Annotated in this window: 17 protein-coding genes; 12 read left to right on the top strand and 5 right to left on the bottom strand. The window is 72.9% G+C overall.

From position 1 onward, the window contains the following. Positions 1-149 precede the first annotated feature (149 nt). The 3 genes from nth to QP089_RS28455 all read left to right on the top strand — a co-directional run bounded on the left by nth (position 150) and on the right by QP089_RS28455 (position 2,911). On the top strand, positions 150-806 hold the full coding sequence (gene nth / locus QP089_RS28445) for an endonuclease III (RefSeq protein WP_285915900.1): 657 nt from the start codon (positions 150-152) through the stop codon (positions 804-806). A gap of 64 nt (positions 807-870) precedes the next feature. Then, entirely contained in the window at positions 871-1,530 is a 660-nt protein-coding gene (locus QP089_RS28450; RefSeq protein ID WP_446474095.1) for an NUDIX hydrolase, read from the top strand. 184 nt (positions 1,531-1,714) lie between these two features. Continuing rightward, positions 1,715-2,911, top strand: coding sequence for a MarP family serine protease (locus QP089_RS28455; RefSeq protein ID WP_285915525.1), 1,197 nt, complete (start codon positions 1,715-1,717; stop codon positions 2,909-2,911). Positions 2,912-2,929: 18 nt separating this feature from the next. Here QP089_RS28455 and QP089_RS28460 read toward each other — a convergent pair whose 3' ends face one another. From QP089_RS28460 to acs, 5 genes are all read right to left on the bottom strand, one after another. After that, positions 2,930-3,286: a DUF309 domain-containing protein gene (locus tag QP089_RS28460; protein WP_285915526.1), complete on the bottom strand. Its 357-nt coding sequence runs from the start codon at positions 3,284-3,286 to the stop codon at positions 2,930-2,932. Positions 3,287-3,413: 127 nt separating this feature from the next. After that, positions 3,414-4,337, bottom strand: a complete 924-nt coding sequence (locus tag QP089_RS28465; RefSeq protein ID WP_285915528.1) for an alpha/beta fold hydrolase — start codon at positions 4,335-4,337, stop codon at positions 3,414-3,416. Between the two features lie 8 nt (positions 4,338-4,345). Beyond that, positions 4,346-4,777, bottom strand: a complete 432-nt coding sequence (locus QP089_RS28470; RefSeq protein ID WP_285915529.1) for a phage holin family protein — start codon at positions 4,775-4,777, stop codon at positions 4,346-4,348. 26 nt (positions 4,778-4,803) lie between these two features. Next, the gene (gene nhaA, locus QP089_RS28475; protein ID WP_285915530.1) at positions 4,804-6,048 is read right to left on the bottom strand and encodes a Na+/H+ antiporter NhaA; all 1,245 of its coding nucleotides are present in this window, start codon (positions 6,046-6,048) and stop codon (positions 4,804-4,806) included. 213 nt (positions 6,049-6,261) lie between these two features. Then, positions 6,262-8,229, bottom strand: a complete 1,968-nt coding sequence (gene acs, locus QP089_RS28480; protein ID WP_285915532.1) for an acetate--CoA ligase — start codon at positions 8,227-8,229, stop codon at positions 6,262-6,264. 248 nt (positions 8,230-8,477) lie between these two features. On the opposite strand from acs, the gene QP089_RS28485 reads away from it, so the two are divergent. From QP089_RS28485 to QP089_RS28525, 9 genes are all read left to right on the top strand, one after another. Next, positions 8,478-9,269 carry a Fic family protein gene (locus tag QP089_RS28485; RefSeq protein WP_285915534.1) on the top strand — a complete coding sequence of 264 codons (792 nt, stop codon included), beginning with the start codon at positions 8,478-8,480 and terminating at the stop codon, positions 9,267-9,269. A 49-nt stretch (positions 9,270-9,318) separates the two neighbouring features. Beyond that, complete coding sequence (locus QP089_RS28490) at positions 9,319-9,939, top strand: pentapeptide repeat-containing protein (RefSeq protein WP_285915536.1); 621 nt, start codon at positions 9,319-9,321, stop codon at positions 9,937-9,939. Positions 9,940-10,905: 966 nt separating this feature from the next. Then, positions 10,906-11,982, top strand: coding sequence for a septum site-determining protein Ssd (gene ssd / locus QP089_RS28495; RefSeq protein WP_285915538.1), 1,077 nt, complete (start codon positions 10,906-10,908; stop codon positions 11,980-11,982). Then, positions 11,979-12,242: a hypothetical protein gene (locus tag QP089_RS28500; protein ID WP_285915540.1), complete on the top strand. Its 264-nt coding sequence runs from the start codon at positions 11,979-11,981 to the stop codon at positions 12,240-12,242. Before ssd ends, QP089_RS28500 begins: the two co-directional genes overlap by 4 nt. Next, entirely contained in the window at positions 12,239-13,396 is a 1,158-nt protein-coding gene (locus tag QP089_RS28505) for a TadA family conjugal transfer-associated ATPase (protein WP_285915542.1), read from the top strand. Before QP089_RS28500 ends, QP089_RS28505 begins: the two co-directional genes overlap by 4 nt. Then, positions 13,393-14,109, top strand: coding sequence for a type II secretion system F family protein (locus QP089_RS28510; RefSeq protein WP_285915545.1), 717 nt, complete (start codon positions 13,393-13,395; stop codon positions 14,107-14,109). The genes QP089_RS28505 and QP089_RS28510 overlap by 4 nt, the downstream gene beginning before the upstream one ends. 1,364 nt (positions 14,110-15,473) lie before the next feature. Next, entirely contained in the window at positions 15,474-16,070 is a 597-nt protein-coding gene (locus tag QP089_RS28515) for a type II secretion system F family protein (RefSeq protein ID WP_285915547.1), read from the top strand. Positions 16,071-16,401: 331 nt separating this feature from the next. After that, on the top strand, positions 16,402-16,596 hold the full coding sequence (locus tag QP089_RS28520; RefSeq protein WP_285915549.1) for a DUF4244 domain-containing protein: 195 nt from the start codon (positions 16,402-16,404) through the stop codon (positions 16,594-16,596). 14 nt (positions 16,597-16,610) lie between these two features. Then, on the top strand, positions 16,611-16,952 hold the full coding sequence (locus QP089_RS28525; RefSeq protein ID WP_285915551.1) for a TadE family type IV pilus minor pilin: 342 nt from the start codon (positions 16,611-16,613) through the stop codon (positions 16,950-16,952). Positions 16,953-16,983: the final 31 nt, after the last annotated feature.

Here is a 16,983-nt window from a genome sequence, read left to right on the forward strand (position 1 = left end):
CGTCTTCGCGCGGTCCGGTCGCCGGGGGTTCTAGTCTGAACCGCATGGCGGACAAGACGGCGGCCGGCAAGGCCGAGCCGGGGGCGGCGGCGCGGGCGCGCAGGTTCCGCGACGAGACCAGGATCGGGCTGGTGCGGCGCGCGCGCAGGATGAACCGGGTGCTGGCCGAGACCTACCCCGACGCGCACTGCGAGCTGGACTTCGGCACCCCTTTCCAGCTGCTGGTCGCGACCGTCCTGTCGGCGCAGACCACCGACAAGCGGGTGAACCTGACGACCCCGGCGCTGTTCGCGAAGTACCCGACGCCGGAGGACCTGGCCGCCGCCGACCCCGAGGACGTCGAGACGCTGCTGAAGCCGACCGGGTTCTTCCGCGCCAAGACCAAGTCCGTGATGGGGCTGTCGGCCGCGCTCCGCGACCGGTTCGGCGGCGAGGTCCCCGGACGGCTGGAGGACCTCGTCACGCTGCCGGGCGTCGGCCGCAAGACCGCCAACGTCGTGCTGGGCAACGCCTTCGACGTGCCGGGCATCACCGTCGACACCCACTTCGGGCGCCTGGTCAACCGGTTCGGGTGGACCGACGAGGACGACCCGGTCAAGGTCGAGCAGGAGATCGGCGAGATCTTCCCCCGCAAGGACTGGACGATGCTGTCGCACCGGCTGATCTGGCACGGCCGCCGGATCTGCCACGCGCGCCGTCCCGCCTGCGGGGCCTGCCCGCTCGCCAAGGACTGCCCGTCCTACGGCACCGGGCCCGTCGACGCCGAGGCGGCCCGCAAGCTCGTCAAGCCCGGCCCGTTCTCGTGAGCGGTGAGGCGACGCGAGCGTTCCCGCCGGGAAGGAACGCGGGCGTTCCGGAGTTGGGAGTGGCGTGACCGAGACAGCATCCACCTGCCCGCCGTGGCTCGACCGCTTCCGCGCGGAGGCGCCGCGGATGCCGGTGCCGCCGATGTTCGAACCGGAGCCCGGCGCCCGCGCCGCCGCCGTGCTGATCCTGTTCGGCGAGGGTCCCGACGGCCCGGACGTCCTGCTCACCGAGCGGGCCGCGACGCTGAACGCGCACGCCGGGCAGCCCGCGTTCCCCGGCGGCCGCATCGACCCCGAGGACGACGGGCCGGTCGCGGCGGCGCTGCGGGAGGCGTGGGAGGAGGCCGGCGTCGAGCCGTCCGGCGTGGACGTGCTGTGCACGCTGCCCGAGCTGTACCTGTCGCACAGCCGGCACCGCGTCACGCCGGTCGCGGGCTGGTGGCGGGAGCCGTCGGAGATCGCGCCGGGCCATCCGGGCGAGGTCGCGACGGTCGCGCGGGTGCCGATCTCCGATCTGGCCGACCCGGCGAACCGGCTGACGGTCCGGCACCCGTCCGGGTTCAGGATGGGCCCGGCGTTCCGCGTCGGCGGCATGCTGGTGTGGGGGTTCACCGCGGCGGTGCTGACACGGGTCCTGGACGCCGGCGGCTGGGACCGCCCGTGGGACCCCGGTCACGTCGAGGACCTGCCGCCGGACGTGGTGAGCCTCGCCGCCCGCGGCTGACCGGCCCGGTCCCCGCGCACCGAACCCTCCCGAACCGCCCCGAATCCGTGCAGGTCAGGGCGTCGGTGTCATCCTGGGCGCGGAGCCGCGCCGCCCGCGGTCGCTCCGTACGGTCACGCGCGCCCGTCCAAACTGGTCCGTCGAGGGGACGTGAAGCGGGCCCGGCGCCCTATACGGTGAAGCGGTGCTGCACGACCACGTTCTCGATCTCATCCTGCTCGTGCTCGTCGTGCTGTTCGGAGTCTCGGGGTACCGGCAGGGGTTCATCGTCAGCCTGCTGAGCTTCGTCGGCTTCGTCGGCGGCGGCGTGGTCGGGGTCCTCATCGCGCCGCCGATCGCCGAGGCCACCGTGAACGGGGCCGCGCAGCAGGCGCTGCTGGCGATCGTGGTCGCGTTCCTGGCCGCCACGCTCGGGCAGCTGATCGCCTCCTCGGTCGGCGCGGTGCTGCGCAACCGGGTGACGGGGCTGAACGCGCGCACCGCGGACGCGGTCGGCGGCACCGCCGTGAGCGCGCTGTCGCTGCTGGTCGTCGCCTGGTTCTTCGGGAACCTGGTGGCGAACTCGGAGTTCAAGCCGGTGCGCACGCAGGTCAAGGGCTCCACGATCATCAAGGGCATCAACGGCGTGATGCCCGCGCAGGCGCAGACGTGGTTCACCTCGTTCCAGGGGTTCGTGAAGAACAGCGAGTTCCCGCAGGTGTTCAACGGGCTCGGCGGCGAGTCGGTGGTGCAGGTGCCGCCGCCGGACGAGTCGGTGCTCAACACCGAGGGGCTGCAGAGCGCCAAGAGCAGCATCGTCAAGGTCGTCAGCACCGCGCCGCAGTGCCAGCGCCGCATCGAGGGCACCGGGTTCGTGTTCGCGCCGCACCACATCATGACGAACGCGCACGTCGTCGCGGGCGCCCGGGGACCGTCGGTGGTCGAGACCCGCACCGGCGGCAAGTCCCGCGGCCGGGTCGTGCTGTACGACCCGAAGCGCGACATCGCGGTGCTGTACGTGCCGGGGCTGGACGCGCGGCCGCTGAAGTTCGCCGGGCAGGCGCGGGTCCGCGACAGCGCGATCATCGCCGGGTTCCCGAAGAACCAGCCGTTCACGCCGGGCGCCGCCCGGATCCGCGCCCGGCAGACCGCGCGGGGCCCGGACATCTACCACGCCGGCCAGGTCAGCCGGGAGATCTACGCGATCCGCGGGAAGGTCGAGCCGGGCAACTCCGGCGGGCCGCTGCTGTCCACCGACGGCCGCGTCTACGGGGTGATCTTCGCCGCGGCGCTGGACACGCCCTCGACGGGGTACGCGCTGACCTCCGACGAGGTCGCGCCGGACGCCAAGCAGGGCGCCGAGCTGACGGAGCCGGCCGACACCCAGGGCTGCTCGGACTGACCCCGGCGGCTACGGCGGCTACGGCGCGGTGAGGCGGAGCTTCACCGGCGCGTCCTCGGGGCGTTCCGCAAGCGCGCGCGCCCCCTCGACGATGCCGTGCACGTCGATGCGGTGCGGCGGGTTCTCGCTGTAGGGCTCGATGCGATCGGCGGCGCGGCTCAGCAGCGCCATGGCGCCGCGCTCGTTTCCCCGTCGCATATGGGTGATCCCTACAGCGACCTGGGCGAGCCCCCTCCACAGCTCCCGTTCCGCCTCCGGAGCGGCCTTCCATGCGGCCTCGAGCACCTCGTGCGCGTGGAAGGGACGATCCTCGTCCAGGAGACGCTGCGCTTCGACCAGAGCATCTACGGGCGGCATGTCGAGGTCGTCCGGCATCGTCGGTATGCCGGTGGCGCCGTGAGGCAGCGGACGACCGTACGCGTCACGTGGCCGCGCATTGCGTGGGCGTCCCGCCTCGTCCCGATCCCGCATCCCTCTACGGTACGCGTCCGATCCGACGGCGTTAGCTGTCGGGTTCCGGGTCGGCGAGCCAGCCGAGGAGCTGCGCGTCGAACGCGCGCGGACGCTCCTCGTGCGGGAAATGCCCCGCCCCTTCGATGAGCTTCCAGCGGTAGGGGGCGGACACGTACCGTCCCGAGCCCTGCGCGCTGGCCGGAAGGATGCAGGTGTCGAGGGCACCGTGCAACTGGAGCGTCGGCGCGTGGATCGGGGCGCGCATACGGTGCGCGTAGCGGATGCCGTCCGGACGGGCCTGCGACCTGATGAGCCACCGGTGGTACTCCAGCGCACAGTGCGCCGTCCCGGGGATCTGCACCGCCCTGCGGACGAACCGCTCCGTGCGCTCGTCCGGCCAGTCCGGGCCGGACCAGTCGTGCAGCAGCCGGCCCGCCAGCTCCGCGTCGTCCCGGACGAGCCGCCGTTCCGGCCACATCGGCACCTGGAAGCCGAACGTGTGGCGCGCCGCCCAGCCCTGCCCGCGCGGATCGCCCAGCACCGACCTCCGCAGCCGCAGCGGATGCGGCGCGCCGACCACCGCCAGCCGCTGGACGACCTTCGGGTGGTAGACGGCCATCGTCCAGGCCAGCAGCCCGCCCCAGTCGTGCCCGCACACCACCGCGTTCGCCTCGCCGAGCGCGCGGACCAGCCCCGCGGCGTCCCCGGCCAGCGTGACCAGGTCGTAGCCGCGCGGTGGCTTGTCGCTGCCGCCGTACCCGCGCAGGTCCACCGCGACCGCCCGGTATCCGGCGCCGGCCAGCGACACCAGCTGGTGGTGCCACGCCCACCAGAACTCGGGGAAGCCGTGCAGCAGCAGGACCAGCGGCCCCTCCCCGGCCTCGGCGACGTGGAACCGCGTCCCGCCCGCGCTGACGGCGCGGTGCGTCCACGGCCCGTCGAGCTCGACCAGGGACGTGTCGTGCCCCCCCATGGCGCGCGTCAGTCCGTCAGGGCGGGGGTGTCCGAGTCGCCGCGGTGCCGGAGCGCGGTGAAGTCGTCCTTCAGCGTCCTGCGGGTCCGCTTGGCTCCCTCGATCTTGCGCATCCGCAGGTAGCCGAAGGCGATCAGGCCGGCGGCGAGCACGAGGTAGATGCCGGACACGACCAGGAACGCGGCCCAGTGGTAGAGCCCGGCCGCGACGAGCCCGTAGGCCAGCGCGATCGACAGCAGGATGACGATCAGACCGCCGATCAGCGCGGCGATGGTGAACATCACGCTGCCGTAGGCGGCCTTCTTGGCGTCCGCCTTCAGCTCCAGCTTGGCCAGGTCCATCTCCGCCCGGACCAGCGCGGAGACGTTGCTCGACGCCAGGGCGACGAGCTCGCCGATGGATTTCTCCTCGACGCCCCCGTCCGGCAGTGCCTCGGACATAGCGCTCCTCTCCTTGAAGTCAGCCGTCACTCCGCCGGGCGCGGGCGCGCCCTTCTCCGGAAGACGACGGCGGCGGCCGCCGAGGCGATGATGCTCGCGATCAGGACCGCTGTCGTCACTCTCTCGAATCGGGACGGGTCGGTATAGGCCAAACCGCCGATCAGCAGGGAAACGGTGAAACCCACCCCGGCGAGCATCGCGACCCCCGCGATCTCCCGCCAGCGCAGATCCTCCCCGAGCGTCGCCAGGCCGACCCGCACGGCCGCCCAGGCGCCGCCGAGGACTCCCACGAACTTACCGATCACGAGTCCGCAGATCACACCGAGGGCCACCCGGTCGCCGAGGACGGCGCCGATCGCGGACCCGCCGAGCGCGACGCCCGCCGACAGGAACGCGAAGACCGGCACGCAGAAACCCGCCGACAGCGGTCGCACGACGTGGTCCGCGCGCTCGGCGTTCGTGGGCCGCCCGTCCGGCGTTTCCTTGGAACTGGTCAGCATCCCCAGGGCCACACCGGCGACGGTCGCGTGGATCCCGCTGCGCTGCAGGCAGTACCAGGCGAGCACGGCGATCGGCAGGTAGAGCAACGGAGATCGGACATTTCTGGACTGCAACAGCCCGTACACCGCTATCAGCACGACGCCTATACCGAGCCATGTCCAGTGCAGTGTCTCGGTGTAGAACAACGCGATGATGGTGATGGCGATCAGGTCGTCCACCACGGCGAGCGTCAGCAGGAAGGCGCGCAGCGGCGGGGGACACGACGAGAACGTCACCGCCAGCACGGCCAGGGCGAACGCGATGTCGGTCGCCGTCGGCACGGCCCAGCCGCGCAGCGCACCGGGCTCGCCCGCGCTCACTACGACGAAGATCAGCGCCGGCATCGCCACGCCCGCCACCGCCGCGATCACCGGCAGCGCCGCGTCCCGCGGATCGCGCAGCTCCCCGTGCGCCAGCTCCTCGCGCAGCTCCAGGCCCGCGATGAAGAAGAACACCGCGAGCAGCCCGCCGGACGCCCAGTGCTGCACGTCCATGTGCCCGAGGTGCAGCCAGTGCGGGCTCAGCTCGTGCGACCGGAGGCTCTCGTAGGCGTCGGCCCACGGGGTGTTCGCCCAGACCAGCGCGGCCACCGTCGCCAGCAGCATGACGATGCCGCCGACCGTCTCGGTGCGCAGCGCCGCGGCGACCTGGCCGCTGTAGCGGACCGTCGGACGGAACGGCCACACATGAGCGATGCGGCGCCTTTCGGGCGCGGTGGACGGGCGCGGCATGGCGATACCCCCGGGAAGGCGGCGGACGGTCGGACGCGGACCCCCGCCCGCACCTCGCGGGCCCCGACATACCAGTGGGAATGGGGCGTCCCCTGCCGACCAGACTTCCCGGCGCACCTGATCACCAGGCTACCCGCTCCACCGCCCCCGGCACGACGACGGCCCGCGCCGGAGCGCCGCACAACGCTCCCGCACGGGCCGTCCAGGTACCGATCAGTCCTCGGACTTGGTGCTGGGGAGCTTCTCGGAGATCAGGTCCATCACCGTGCTGTCGGCGAGCGTCGACACGTCGCCGATGCTGCGGTTCTCCGCCACGTCCCGCAGCAGCCGCCGCATGATCTTGCCGGACCGCGTCTTCGGCAGCTCCGGCACCATCATGATCTGGCGCGGCTTGGCGATCGGCCCGAGGGTCTTGGACACGTGGTCGCGCAGCTCCTTCAGGAACTCGGGGCCTTCGACCTCCTCGCCGGCGCTGCCGCGCGGGATCACGAACGACACGATCGCCTGCCCGGTCACCGGGTCCGTCGCGCCGACGACCGCCGCCTCGGCCACCTTCGGATGCGACACCAGGGCCGACTCCACCTCCGTGGTGGAGATGTTGTGCCCGGACACCAGCATCACGTCGTCGACGCGGCCGAGCAGCCAGATGTCGCCGGCGTCGTCCTTCTTCGCGCCGTCGCCGGCGAAGTACTTGCCCTCGAAGCGCGACCAGTACGTCTTGATGTACCGCTCGTCGTCGCCCCAGATCGTCCGCAGCATGCCGGGCCACGGCTCGGTGAGCACCAGGAACCCGCCGCCGCCGTTCGGCACCGGCTGCCCCTGGTCGTCCACGACCTCCGCGGAGACGCCCGGCAGCGGGCGCATCGCCGCGCCCGGCTTGGCGGCCGTCACGCCCGGCAGCGGGCTGATCATGATGCCGCCGGTCTCGGTCTGCCACCACGTGTCGACCACCGGCGTCCGGCCCGCGCCGATGTTCTCGCGGTACCAGATGTAGGCCTCCGGGTTGATGGGCTCGCCCACGGACCCGAGTACGCGCAGGGACGACAGGTCGTACTGCGCCGGAATGTCGTCGCCCCACTTCATGAACGTGCGGATCGCGGTGGGCGCCGTGTAGAAGATGGACACCTTGTACTTCTGGATGATGTCCCACCAGCGGCCCTTGTTGGGCGTGTCCGGCGTGCCCTCGTACATGACGCTCGTGGCGCCGTTGGCGAGCGGCCCGTACACGATGTAGGAGTGGCCCGTCACCCAGCCGATGTCGGCCGAGCACCAGTAGACGTCCGTCTCCGGCTTCAGGTCGAACACCGCGTTGTGGGTGTAGGCGACCTGCGTCAGGTACCCGCCCGTGGTGTGCAGGATGCCCTTCGGCTTGCCCGTCGTACCCGAGGTGTACAGGATGTACAGCGGGTGCTCGGCGTCCATGGGCTCGGCGGTGTGCTGGTCGCTCTGCCGCTCCACCAGGTCCTGCCACCAGACGTCGCGCTCGTTCTCCGCGACGTCCTCGCCGGTGCGCCGGACGACCAGGACGTGCTCGATCGTCGGCGTCTGCGCGACGGCCTCGTCCACGGTCGGCTTCAGCGCGGACGGCTTGCCGCGCCGGTACCCGCCGTCGGCGGTGATGACCAGCTTGGCCTGCGCGTCGTCGATGCGGGTGCGCAGCGCCTCGGAGGAGAAGCCGCCGAACACCACCGAGTGGGTGGCGCCGATCCGCGCGCACGCGAGCATCGAGATCGGCAGCTCCGGGATCATCGGCAGGTAGATCGCGACCCGGTCGCCCTTGCGGACCCCCAGCTCCAGCAGCGCGTTCGCGGCCTTGTTCACCTCGCGCTGCAGGTCGGCGTAGGTGAGGGTGCGGGTGTCCCCGGGCTCGCCCTCCCAGTGGTAGGCGATCTTCGCGCCCAGGCCGGCCTCGACGTGCCGGTCGACGCAGTTGTAGGCGGCGTTCAGCTCGCCGCCGACGAACCACTTGGCGAACGGCGGGTTGCTCCAGTCCAGGATCTCGTCCCAGCGCTTGGACCAGGTCAGCCGTCCGGCCTGCTCCGCCCAGTAGCCCAGGCGGTCCGCGGCGGCCTCGTCGTACGCCTCGGCCTTGACGTTCGCCGCTGCGGCGAGCTCGGCGGGCGGGGGGAAGCTCCGCGTCTCCTGCAGAAGGTTCGACAGTGTCTCTTGGCTCTGGCTCAACGCGTACTCCTTGCTAGCTGAACGGGGGTCGCCCGGTATCCCCACTCCACCAGGAAGGTCCCGTCCCCACAAGGCCGCATTCCCGAGTGTCGGGGGAGAGCGCGACCGGCGCCCCAGGCTCCGGATCGTGGTGTGTGATGCCCGACACACTGTGCCTTCCCAGTGCCGCACCTCGGGAACCGCCTTCGTTCCACGCGCGCGCGGGGCGTGTGCACGAGCGATACCGGCGACCGCATAAGGTCGGGCGCGTGACCGATGCCCTTGCACAGATAGCGAACCTGCCCGGTGTCGAGGACGCCGTGGCCGATGCGCGCTCCGCCGTGGACCGGCTGCTGGGCCACCGCATCCTGCGGCGCCGCAGCGCGGAGGTGTCCACCGAGTCGGCGCTGCGCGGCGCGCGCGCGTCCGCCGTGCTGGAGGGCGCCTCGGTCACGCTGGAGGACCTGCGCACCACCGAGAACCCCACGGACCCGGTCGTCCAGGGGGCGCTGCGGGTGTCGGCGGACCTCGGCACCCTCACCGAGACGTGGCGGCAGGCGCCCCGCCAGGTCCTCGCGCGCCTGCACGTACTGGCCGCGGCCGACGCCGTCGACAGCGCCGATCTCGGACGTCCGCGCAGCGGCGACCAGCCGGTGAAGGACGTCCTCGGGCTGGGCGAACCGCCGTCCCCGGCCGAGGTGGCGGCGCGCTTGGACGCCCTCAGCGGGCTCCTCACCGAGCCCACCAAGGCCCCCGCGCTCGTGGTCGCCGCCATCGTGCACGGCGAGCTGCTCACGTTGCGTCCGTTCGGCTGGGGAGACGGCATCATCGCCCGCGCCGCGCAGCGCCTCACGCTCGTCGCCCGCGGCCTCGACCCGAAATCGTTGGTCGCGCCAGAGGTCGGCCATGCGGAGCTGGCCGGCGACTACGCCGAGGCACTGCGCGCCTATGCGTCCGGGACGCCGCAGGGCGTCGCCCAGTGGCTCGCGCACTGCTCGGCCGCCGTGGCCGCGGCGGCCCGCGACTCGCAGGCCATCTGCGAAGCCTTCATGCGCGGCTGACGCCTTCTGTCGGTGGCGGCCTGTCGGTGGCGGCCGCCATGCTGTGCCGATGGCCGAACGGAAGGGCGGGCGCCCGGCGGCGCCCACCGAGACCACGATCGCGTCCGCCGACTGGGACTCGCGCGATCTGACCGGCGAGCGGCACGAACGCGTCCTGTTCGTGGACGTCGACATGACCGAGGCCGCCGGCACCGGCGCGGTGTTCACCGAGTGCACCTTCCGCGGCGTCCGCTTCAACGCCTCCACGCACACCGACGCGGCGTTCCTGAACTGCACGTTCGTCCGCTGCGGCTTCTTCGACGCGACGTTCGCCGGCTGCAAGGTCGTCGGCGGGATGTTCGACGGCTGCACCTACGACCTGATGAAGGTGACCGGAGGCGACTGGTCCTTCACCGGGCTGCCCGGCGCCGACCTGCGCCGCGCGTCGTTCACCGACGTCCGGCTGCGCGAGGCCGACCTCACGGGCGCGCGGTGCGCGGGCGCCACGCTGCGCGGCCTCGACCTGTCGGGCGCCTGGCTGCACAAGGCCGACCTGTCACGCTGCGACCTGCGCGGAAGCGACATCTCCTCGATCGACCCGCACACCGTCGAGCTGCGGGGAGCGGTCATCGACCCCTATCAGGCGGTCGTGCTCGCGACCGCGCTGGGCCTGGAGGTGCGCGCCGACTGAGGGCGAACGGGCGGCGCGGAGGCTGGGGACATGGCGAACGGCGCCCGCTGAGGAGCGCCGCCGCCGATCACGTCACACCGGGTTACCATGCGTGCACCTCACTATCGTCGGATCGGGTCAAGCCCGTCTCGACGCGCCTCCCGCGGCTGGTCGCGCGTGGGTGCCCGGCTGCCGTGCCGCGGACACAAGGTCCGTAGACCCTGTCTACGCCTCATTTTCCCAGTTGACAAGGCCTGGGCCGGAAATCCGGGCGGCCGTGGAGCGGCGCCCGGCGCCGCGGCCGCCGCCTCTTCTTCGCCCGATAAGGGGCGGAATGCGCAATTTCGGACTATCCGCAACCCGGGCTCCGGTCGCCAAAACGATCACTCAGTGTGATCGTTTCTTTTTGGCCGCCGATCGGCCACTCGACCGGAAAAATCTTTGGTTCTCCGGTACGCTCCCACTTCCGTCCCGTTGCAGTCCGTATGGGGCGGGACGGCCCTCGCGGCCCCCGTTCCGCCCCGCGGCGCGGGGATCCGGAGCGGTACGCCTTCGACAGATGAGGATAAACACCGCCCTCCGGGCGAGTTTACGGCTCGACGGAACTCGCGGCGGCCGCGCGGCATAAGTTGTATCTGCTTAGACTGGAGACAGCGAGTTTGCCTCTCCTATAGACCGGCCTTGCTAACGGCTCAGCCGATCTCCCCGAGACTTTCTTGGGAAAACGGACCGGCTCTACCCCCCCGGAGCCGGACCGTTCGGCGACCCCCGCTCTCCCCCCCGGCGGGGGTCGCCCAAGCCTGCGGCGGGCGGACGGTGGCACGTCAGGATCCTCCACGCCACCGTCCGCCCGCCGCGCTCTTCCCCTCCGCCTCCACCCGGGTCCGACCCGGGGACGCGGAGAGTTATCCACAATTCACGGAACGCTTTCGTCCGCCCGGGGCGGCGCCGCACGCTGGAGTCCTCTGAACGCCACTGGAGGATCCGATGAACATCGCGGCACTGATCATCACCGCCGACCCCGCCGTCGCCGACGGCCTGCTCCGCCTCGCCGCGGCCGCCGACGCGCACGCCGAGGTCGCGTCCGGACCCGACGAGGCCCGCGCCGCCTGGGCGTGGCCCGCCCTGGTCCTGGTCGGCGCGGACGCCGCCGGGGACGTCGCGGCCGCCGGCCTGCCCCGCCGCGGCGGCGTCGTCCTGGTCGCCGGCGCGGCCTCCCCCGACGCCTACCAGACCGCCGTCCGGATCGGCGCCCAGGACGTGGCCGTCCTGCCCGACCACGAGCAATGGCTGATCGACGCGTTCGCCGCCGCGAGCGAACCCGACGGCGGCCGGGCCACCACCCTCTGCGTCGTCGGATCCCGCGGCGGCGTGGGCGCCAGCGTGCTGGCCGCCGCGCTCGGCCTCATCGCCGCGGGCAGCGGCCTGCGCACCCTCCTCGTCGACGCCGACCCGCTCGGCGGCGGCGTCGACCTCATGCTGGGCCTCGAAGGCCACGAGGGCGCCCGCTGGCCCGACCTCGCCGAACGGCACGGGCGGCTGAACGCCGCCACGCTCCGCGAGACCCTCCCGTGCACAGGCGACCTGTCGGTCCTGTCCTGGCGGCGCGGAGAGTCGGCGCCGATCGCCGACGCGGCGGTGGTGTCGCTGTTCGACGCCGCCGTCCGCGGCTTCGACCTGGTGATCGCCGACGTGCCCCGCTTCCCCGGCGACATCGGCCGCGCCGCGCTGCGCGCCGCCGACGCCACGTTCCTGCTCGTCCCCGCCGAGGTCCGCGCCACCGTCGCCGCCGACGGCCTCGCCGCCGTCCTGCGCCGCGAGACCGGCGACCTCCGCCTGATCGTGCAGGGCCCGTCCCCCGGCGGCCTGACGCCCGGCGCGGTCACCCAGGCCCTCGGCCTCCCCGTCGCCGGCGTCTTCGAGCGCGACCGCCGCCTCCCCGCGGCGATCGAGGAAGGCGCCCTCGCCCGCGCCTGCCGCCGCGGCCCCCTCGCCGAATTCTGCTCCCGCCTCCTCGCGGACCTCTCCCTCCAGCCCTACGCCCACCGCGAGGAAGCAGCATGAAAAACCCACCCCCCACACCCCCACCCACAACGCCCACTCCAACCACCGCCACCGCCGACAACGCCACCGCTACCGGCACCGCCGCGGCCGCCGCCGTCAACGCCAACGCCGCCGCCACCGGATCCGCTATTGCCGTCGTCGCTGCCGTCGCCACCGTCGCAGCCATCACCGGTGCCAGTGCAGGTGCCGATGCCGAAGCCGGTGGCGGTGGCGGTGGCGGTGGGGTCAGAAGGTCACTCACCACCTCGGAGTCGGCATGACGCGGCTGTCGTCGGCCGTTCGCGACAGGCTGGCGGACGCGGGTGGAGAGGCGACCACGGGACGCGTCGCCGCGGCGCTGCGGGCCGAAGGAAGGCTGCTCGGCGACCGCGAGGTCCTCGCGCTCGCCGACGAACTGCGCGCCGAGTTCGTGGGCGCGGGCCCTCTCGAACCGCTGCTGAGGTCGCCCGAGGTCACCGACGTCCTGGTGAACGGCCCCGGCGAGGTCTGGGTCGACGCCGGTTCCGGTCTCGTCCGCACCGACCTGCGGTTCCCGGACGAGGCCGCCGTGCGCCGCCTGGCGCAGCGGCTCACCGCCGCCGCGGGCCGCCGCCTCGACGACGCGTCCCCCTACGCCGACGCGCGGCTCCCCGGCGGCGTTCGGCTGCACGCCATCCTCCCGCCGGTCGCCGCGAACGGCACCTGCCTGTCGCTCCGCCTTCCCCGCCGCCGCGCCTTCACCCTCGACGAACTCGTCGCGGCCGAGGCCGTCCCGCCCGAGGGCGCCACCCTGCTCTCCGCCCTCATCGAGACCCGCGCCGCCTTCCTGATCACCGGCGGAACCGGAACCGGCAAGACCACACTCCTCAGCGGCCTCCTCTCGCTCGCCGACCCAGGAGAACGGCTCCTCCTCGTCGAGGACTCGGCCGAACTCCGCCCGACGCACCCCCACGTCGTCCGCCTCGAAGCCCGCCCGCCCAACGTGGAGGGCGCGGGCGGCGTCACGCTGAACGACCTCGTCCGCCAAGCCCTGCGCATGCGCCCCGACCGCCTGGTCGTAGGCGAGGTCAGAGGCCCGGAGGTCGTGGTTCTACTCCAGGCGCTCAACACGGGCCACGAAGGCGGTTGCGGCACCTTGCACGCGAACGCGGCCGCGGACGTCCCGGCTCGTCTGGAGGCGCTGGCCTGCGCGGCGGGCCTGTCACGCGAGGCGGTCCACAGCCAGCTCGCCGCCGCGCTCGACGTCGTCGTCCACCTCGTCCGCGAAGCGGGCGGCGGGCGCCGCCGCGTCGCCGAGGTCTGCCTGCTGCGCCGCGCCGCCGACGGGCTGGTCGGCGTCCTGCCCGCGGTCACCTTCACCACCACGGGTCAGATGATCGCCGCGGAAGGGGCCACCGCCCTCGCGGCCCGGCTGCGCAACCGGTGGACGCCATGACCGATGCCATCAGTCTCGCCGCCCTCTGCTGCGCCGCCACCACCTGGCTGCTGCTCGCACCGTCCCCCGCCGGCCGGCGGCTGGACCGCCTCCTCGGCCCTGAACCCGAGCCCGGCGGCCCGCTCCCCGCCCTCAAGGCCCGCGTCGACACGATCAAGGAGCGCAGAGGTCGCCCCGCCCGCCGCCGCACCGCGATCATCGGACTCTGCGACGGGATGGCCGCCGAACTGGCCGCAGGCCGAACTCCGGAGGAGGCGTTCGCGCTGTCCGCCGCCGTCCTCGACCGGCACGTGTCCGCCGAGCTCATCGACCCGAAGCGGCCGCCCCCGTCGTTCCCCGCCCACCTCGCCGACCTGGCGGACGAGCCCGGCGCCGAAGGCCTGCGCCTCCTCGCAGCCTGCTGGCGTATCGGCAGCGAACGCGGCGGCACTCTCGCCACCGTCCTGGACGGCCTGGCCGCCGCGCTCCGCGACGAAGAGGCCCAACGCCAGGACGTCGCAGTACAACTGGCCGGCCCCCGCGCGACCGCCCGCCTGCTCGCCGGGCTGCCGCTGCTCGGCCTCGGCATGGCCGCCGCCCTGGGCGCCCATCCCCTCACCTTCCTCTGCGGCTCCCTCCCCGGGCTGGCCTGCCTGATCACCGGCATAGCCCTCAACGCCACCGGCCTCTACTGGACCCGCCACCTAGCCAAATCTGCCGAATCCCCAACCTGACCCTCGACCACAACAAAACACAGTCCCTCGACACCCGCCCACCCCAGCGCGCAGAGTGCAGCCGCCACTGATGGAACACGCACCACCGGCCCGTCCGCAGCACCACGGAGTTCGGCAGGCCACACCATCAACTGCGACGGAGCACGCGCCCACGGGCTCGTCCGATGCGGCCTGATACTCAGCCGCCGCGTCACCGGCCTCAGCCTCACAGCTTGCGGGCCCCACCCCGGCGCACTACGGAATCCGACAGGCCACCGTCGGCCGCACCTGAGAGAACACGGGCCTGCGGAGCCCGCCCCAGCAAACTGCGGAAAGGAGGTCACCCCGCCGCACGCGCCCGCCGGAGCCTGGACGTGCGGGTCCCGTCCCCGACGCGCCGCGGAATCCGGTCGACCGCCCCGCTGGCCGCGGCCGTTAGGAGACCAGCCTGCGGACACGTGCCGACTGCGGTGCAGTCCCAAGACCACGGCGGTCTGAACGCGGGCTGCGGTTCCGTCCCAGCGCGCACGCAGGCTTGTGGAGGCTGTTTCGCCTTGGTGGGGAAGCAGCGGGTCGTCCCGTCCACCATCGCCTGATGGAAGGCGGGCGGGCACATCCCATTGTGACGCGGGCGCGGTACCGGCAGGCCGCCTCTGTCAGAGCGCGGGTTTGCGGGCCCGGTCCGACACGGCGCCACCGCCTTCTGGTCGCACCTGCCGGAGCGGGGGTTTGCGGGTTGCGTCCTGGAGCGGTGCGGAAAGCGGCGAGTCGGTTCGTCGGCTGTCGCTGGACGGAGACGGGTCCATGGTCTCGCCGCGGCGCGTTGTCCGAGGGCGCGGCTGTGGGAGTGCGGCCTTGTGAGGCCTGGCTGGCGGGGCGGGAAAGCGGCGGGATGGCTCGCTGGCTGGTGCTTATTGGTAGGCGGGCCCGCGGTTCGTGCGGGCGCGGGACGGAATTCGGCGGGCTGGCCTGCTGGTGTGCCTGGGGCTGACACGGGGCGCGGCTTCTCGGCGCGTGTGGGCGGGTGGGAGGAGCCATACCGCCGGGACGGTGACGGCGAGCGGAAAGACCTCAAGAGACATGGAGGAATGATGGTGGCGTTGATGGCGGTGCTCTGCGCGGCGGTGGCGGCCTTTCTCTTGCCGAAGGGGGCGAACGCCGCCGGACGCAGGTTGGATGAACAGTTCTCCAGAGCATCACCGAGGCATGCCGCGCGGAAAGGGAAGCGGGATGCTCTGCGTTCCGCTGGGGCCGCGCGTCTCGTCCGCGGTACGGAATCCCGCGCACTCGACGGGCAGTCTGGGGGCGCGTCACCTCAGCAGAGGGAAGCCGCTGGACCGGCTGGCGGCAGCAAGCGAGGGGCCGAGACCGGGCGGCGGGAGAGGGTGCTCCGGCGGGCGGCGTCCCTGGCGGCCGGTGTGATGTGCTGGGTGACGTTCGGCTGGCCGGTCGGCGCGGTGATCGGCGTCGCGGTCGCCGTGGCCGTCTGGTACTCCTTCGGCCGGCTCGGGAGCGCCGACCGAAGACGGCGGCGGGCCCGCCTCATCGCGGATCTCCCGGTCGCGGTGGACCTGCTGGCCGCGTGCCTACGCGGCGGCGCCCCATGGCATGACGCGGTCGAGGCGGTCGCGGACGCGGTCGGCGGTCCCCTCGGGGACGAGTTGCGGGGCGTGGCCGTCCAGATCCGCCTCGGCGCCGACCCCGTGGAGGCGTGGCTCGCACTCACCGCGGAGCCGAGCCTGGCGCCGCTGGCCCGAACGGCCGTTCGCGCCGTCTCCAGCGGCGCGGCCCTGGCCCCATCCCTTGGACGGCTTGCCCGCGACCAGCGGCGGGTCGCCCGCACAGCGGCGGCCGAACGGGCACGGGCCGCGGGCATCCGTGCGCTCGCTCCGCTCGGGCTGTGCTTCTTGCCCGCGTTCGTCCTGCTCGGTGTGGTGCCCGCGATCGCCGGGATCGCCTCGACCATCCTCCTGCCATGGTGACCCCGGCCCTGTCGAGCCAGTGCCGCGTGTGCACGTGAACGTGGCGGTCGGTTGGGTGATCTCGAAGTGCCCGTGGTCTTCGCGGTGACGGGCCGGTCGGGTGGTGGCTTGTGCTGTGCGGCCGTCATCCCACTGGCCCCGTCCAGTAGTTGCAACCGCTCTCGCTGTCGTCGGTGAGCTTCTCCGCAGTGGCGGCGGCATCCGTCGACGCGGTCGGTGAGACGCGGGCGGAGTTATCCACAGAATGCGGTTCGCCTGGTGGGCGGGCGCGGTGCGCCGGAGCCTGGGAACGGACGCGATCGGGCGTCCACGAGGAGAACGAGGAGGCCCCATGCGGGCGATACAGATGGTGGTGCGGAGATGGCGCGCCTTTTCCGGGGACCGCGGGATGTCGACCGCCGAATACGCCGTCGGCACCATTGCCGCCGCGGCGTTCGCGACCCTGCTGTTCAAGATCGTCCAGAGTCCGGAGGTGCACACGATGCTCGCCGGGATCATCAAAAAGGCACTCCAGCAGGCCGGCTGAGGGGCGACCGGGGCATGGTGACGGCGGAGATCGCGTTGGCGCTGCCCAGCCTGGTGCTGGTCACCGCCATCGCGCTGTGGGGCGTTGCGGTTGCGTCGGCTCAGCTCACCTGTACCGACGCCGCGCGGACCGGAGCGCGGGCGGCGGCGCGAGGAGAGTCCCTCACCGCCGTGCGGGAGCTGGTGGTCAAGGCGGTGCCGTCCGGCGCCACCGTGAAGGTGCAGCGCGACGCCGCGACCGTGCAGGTGGACGTCTCCGCCCAGGTCGAAGCCCCGGCGGCCTCCCGGCTCCCGGCCCTGACCATCCACGCCCATGTCGCTGCCGCGACGGAACCGGGAGCCGCGGACAACGGCTGACAAGCCGAGACGTGAACGTTGGCCGGACGAC

It is taken from the genome of Actinomadura opuntiae (assembly GCF_030283205.1).
In the GTDB taxonomy this organism is placed as follows: domain Bacteria; phylum Actinomycetota; class Actinomycetes; order Streptosporangiales; family Streptosporangiaceae; genus Spirillospora.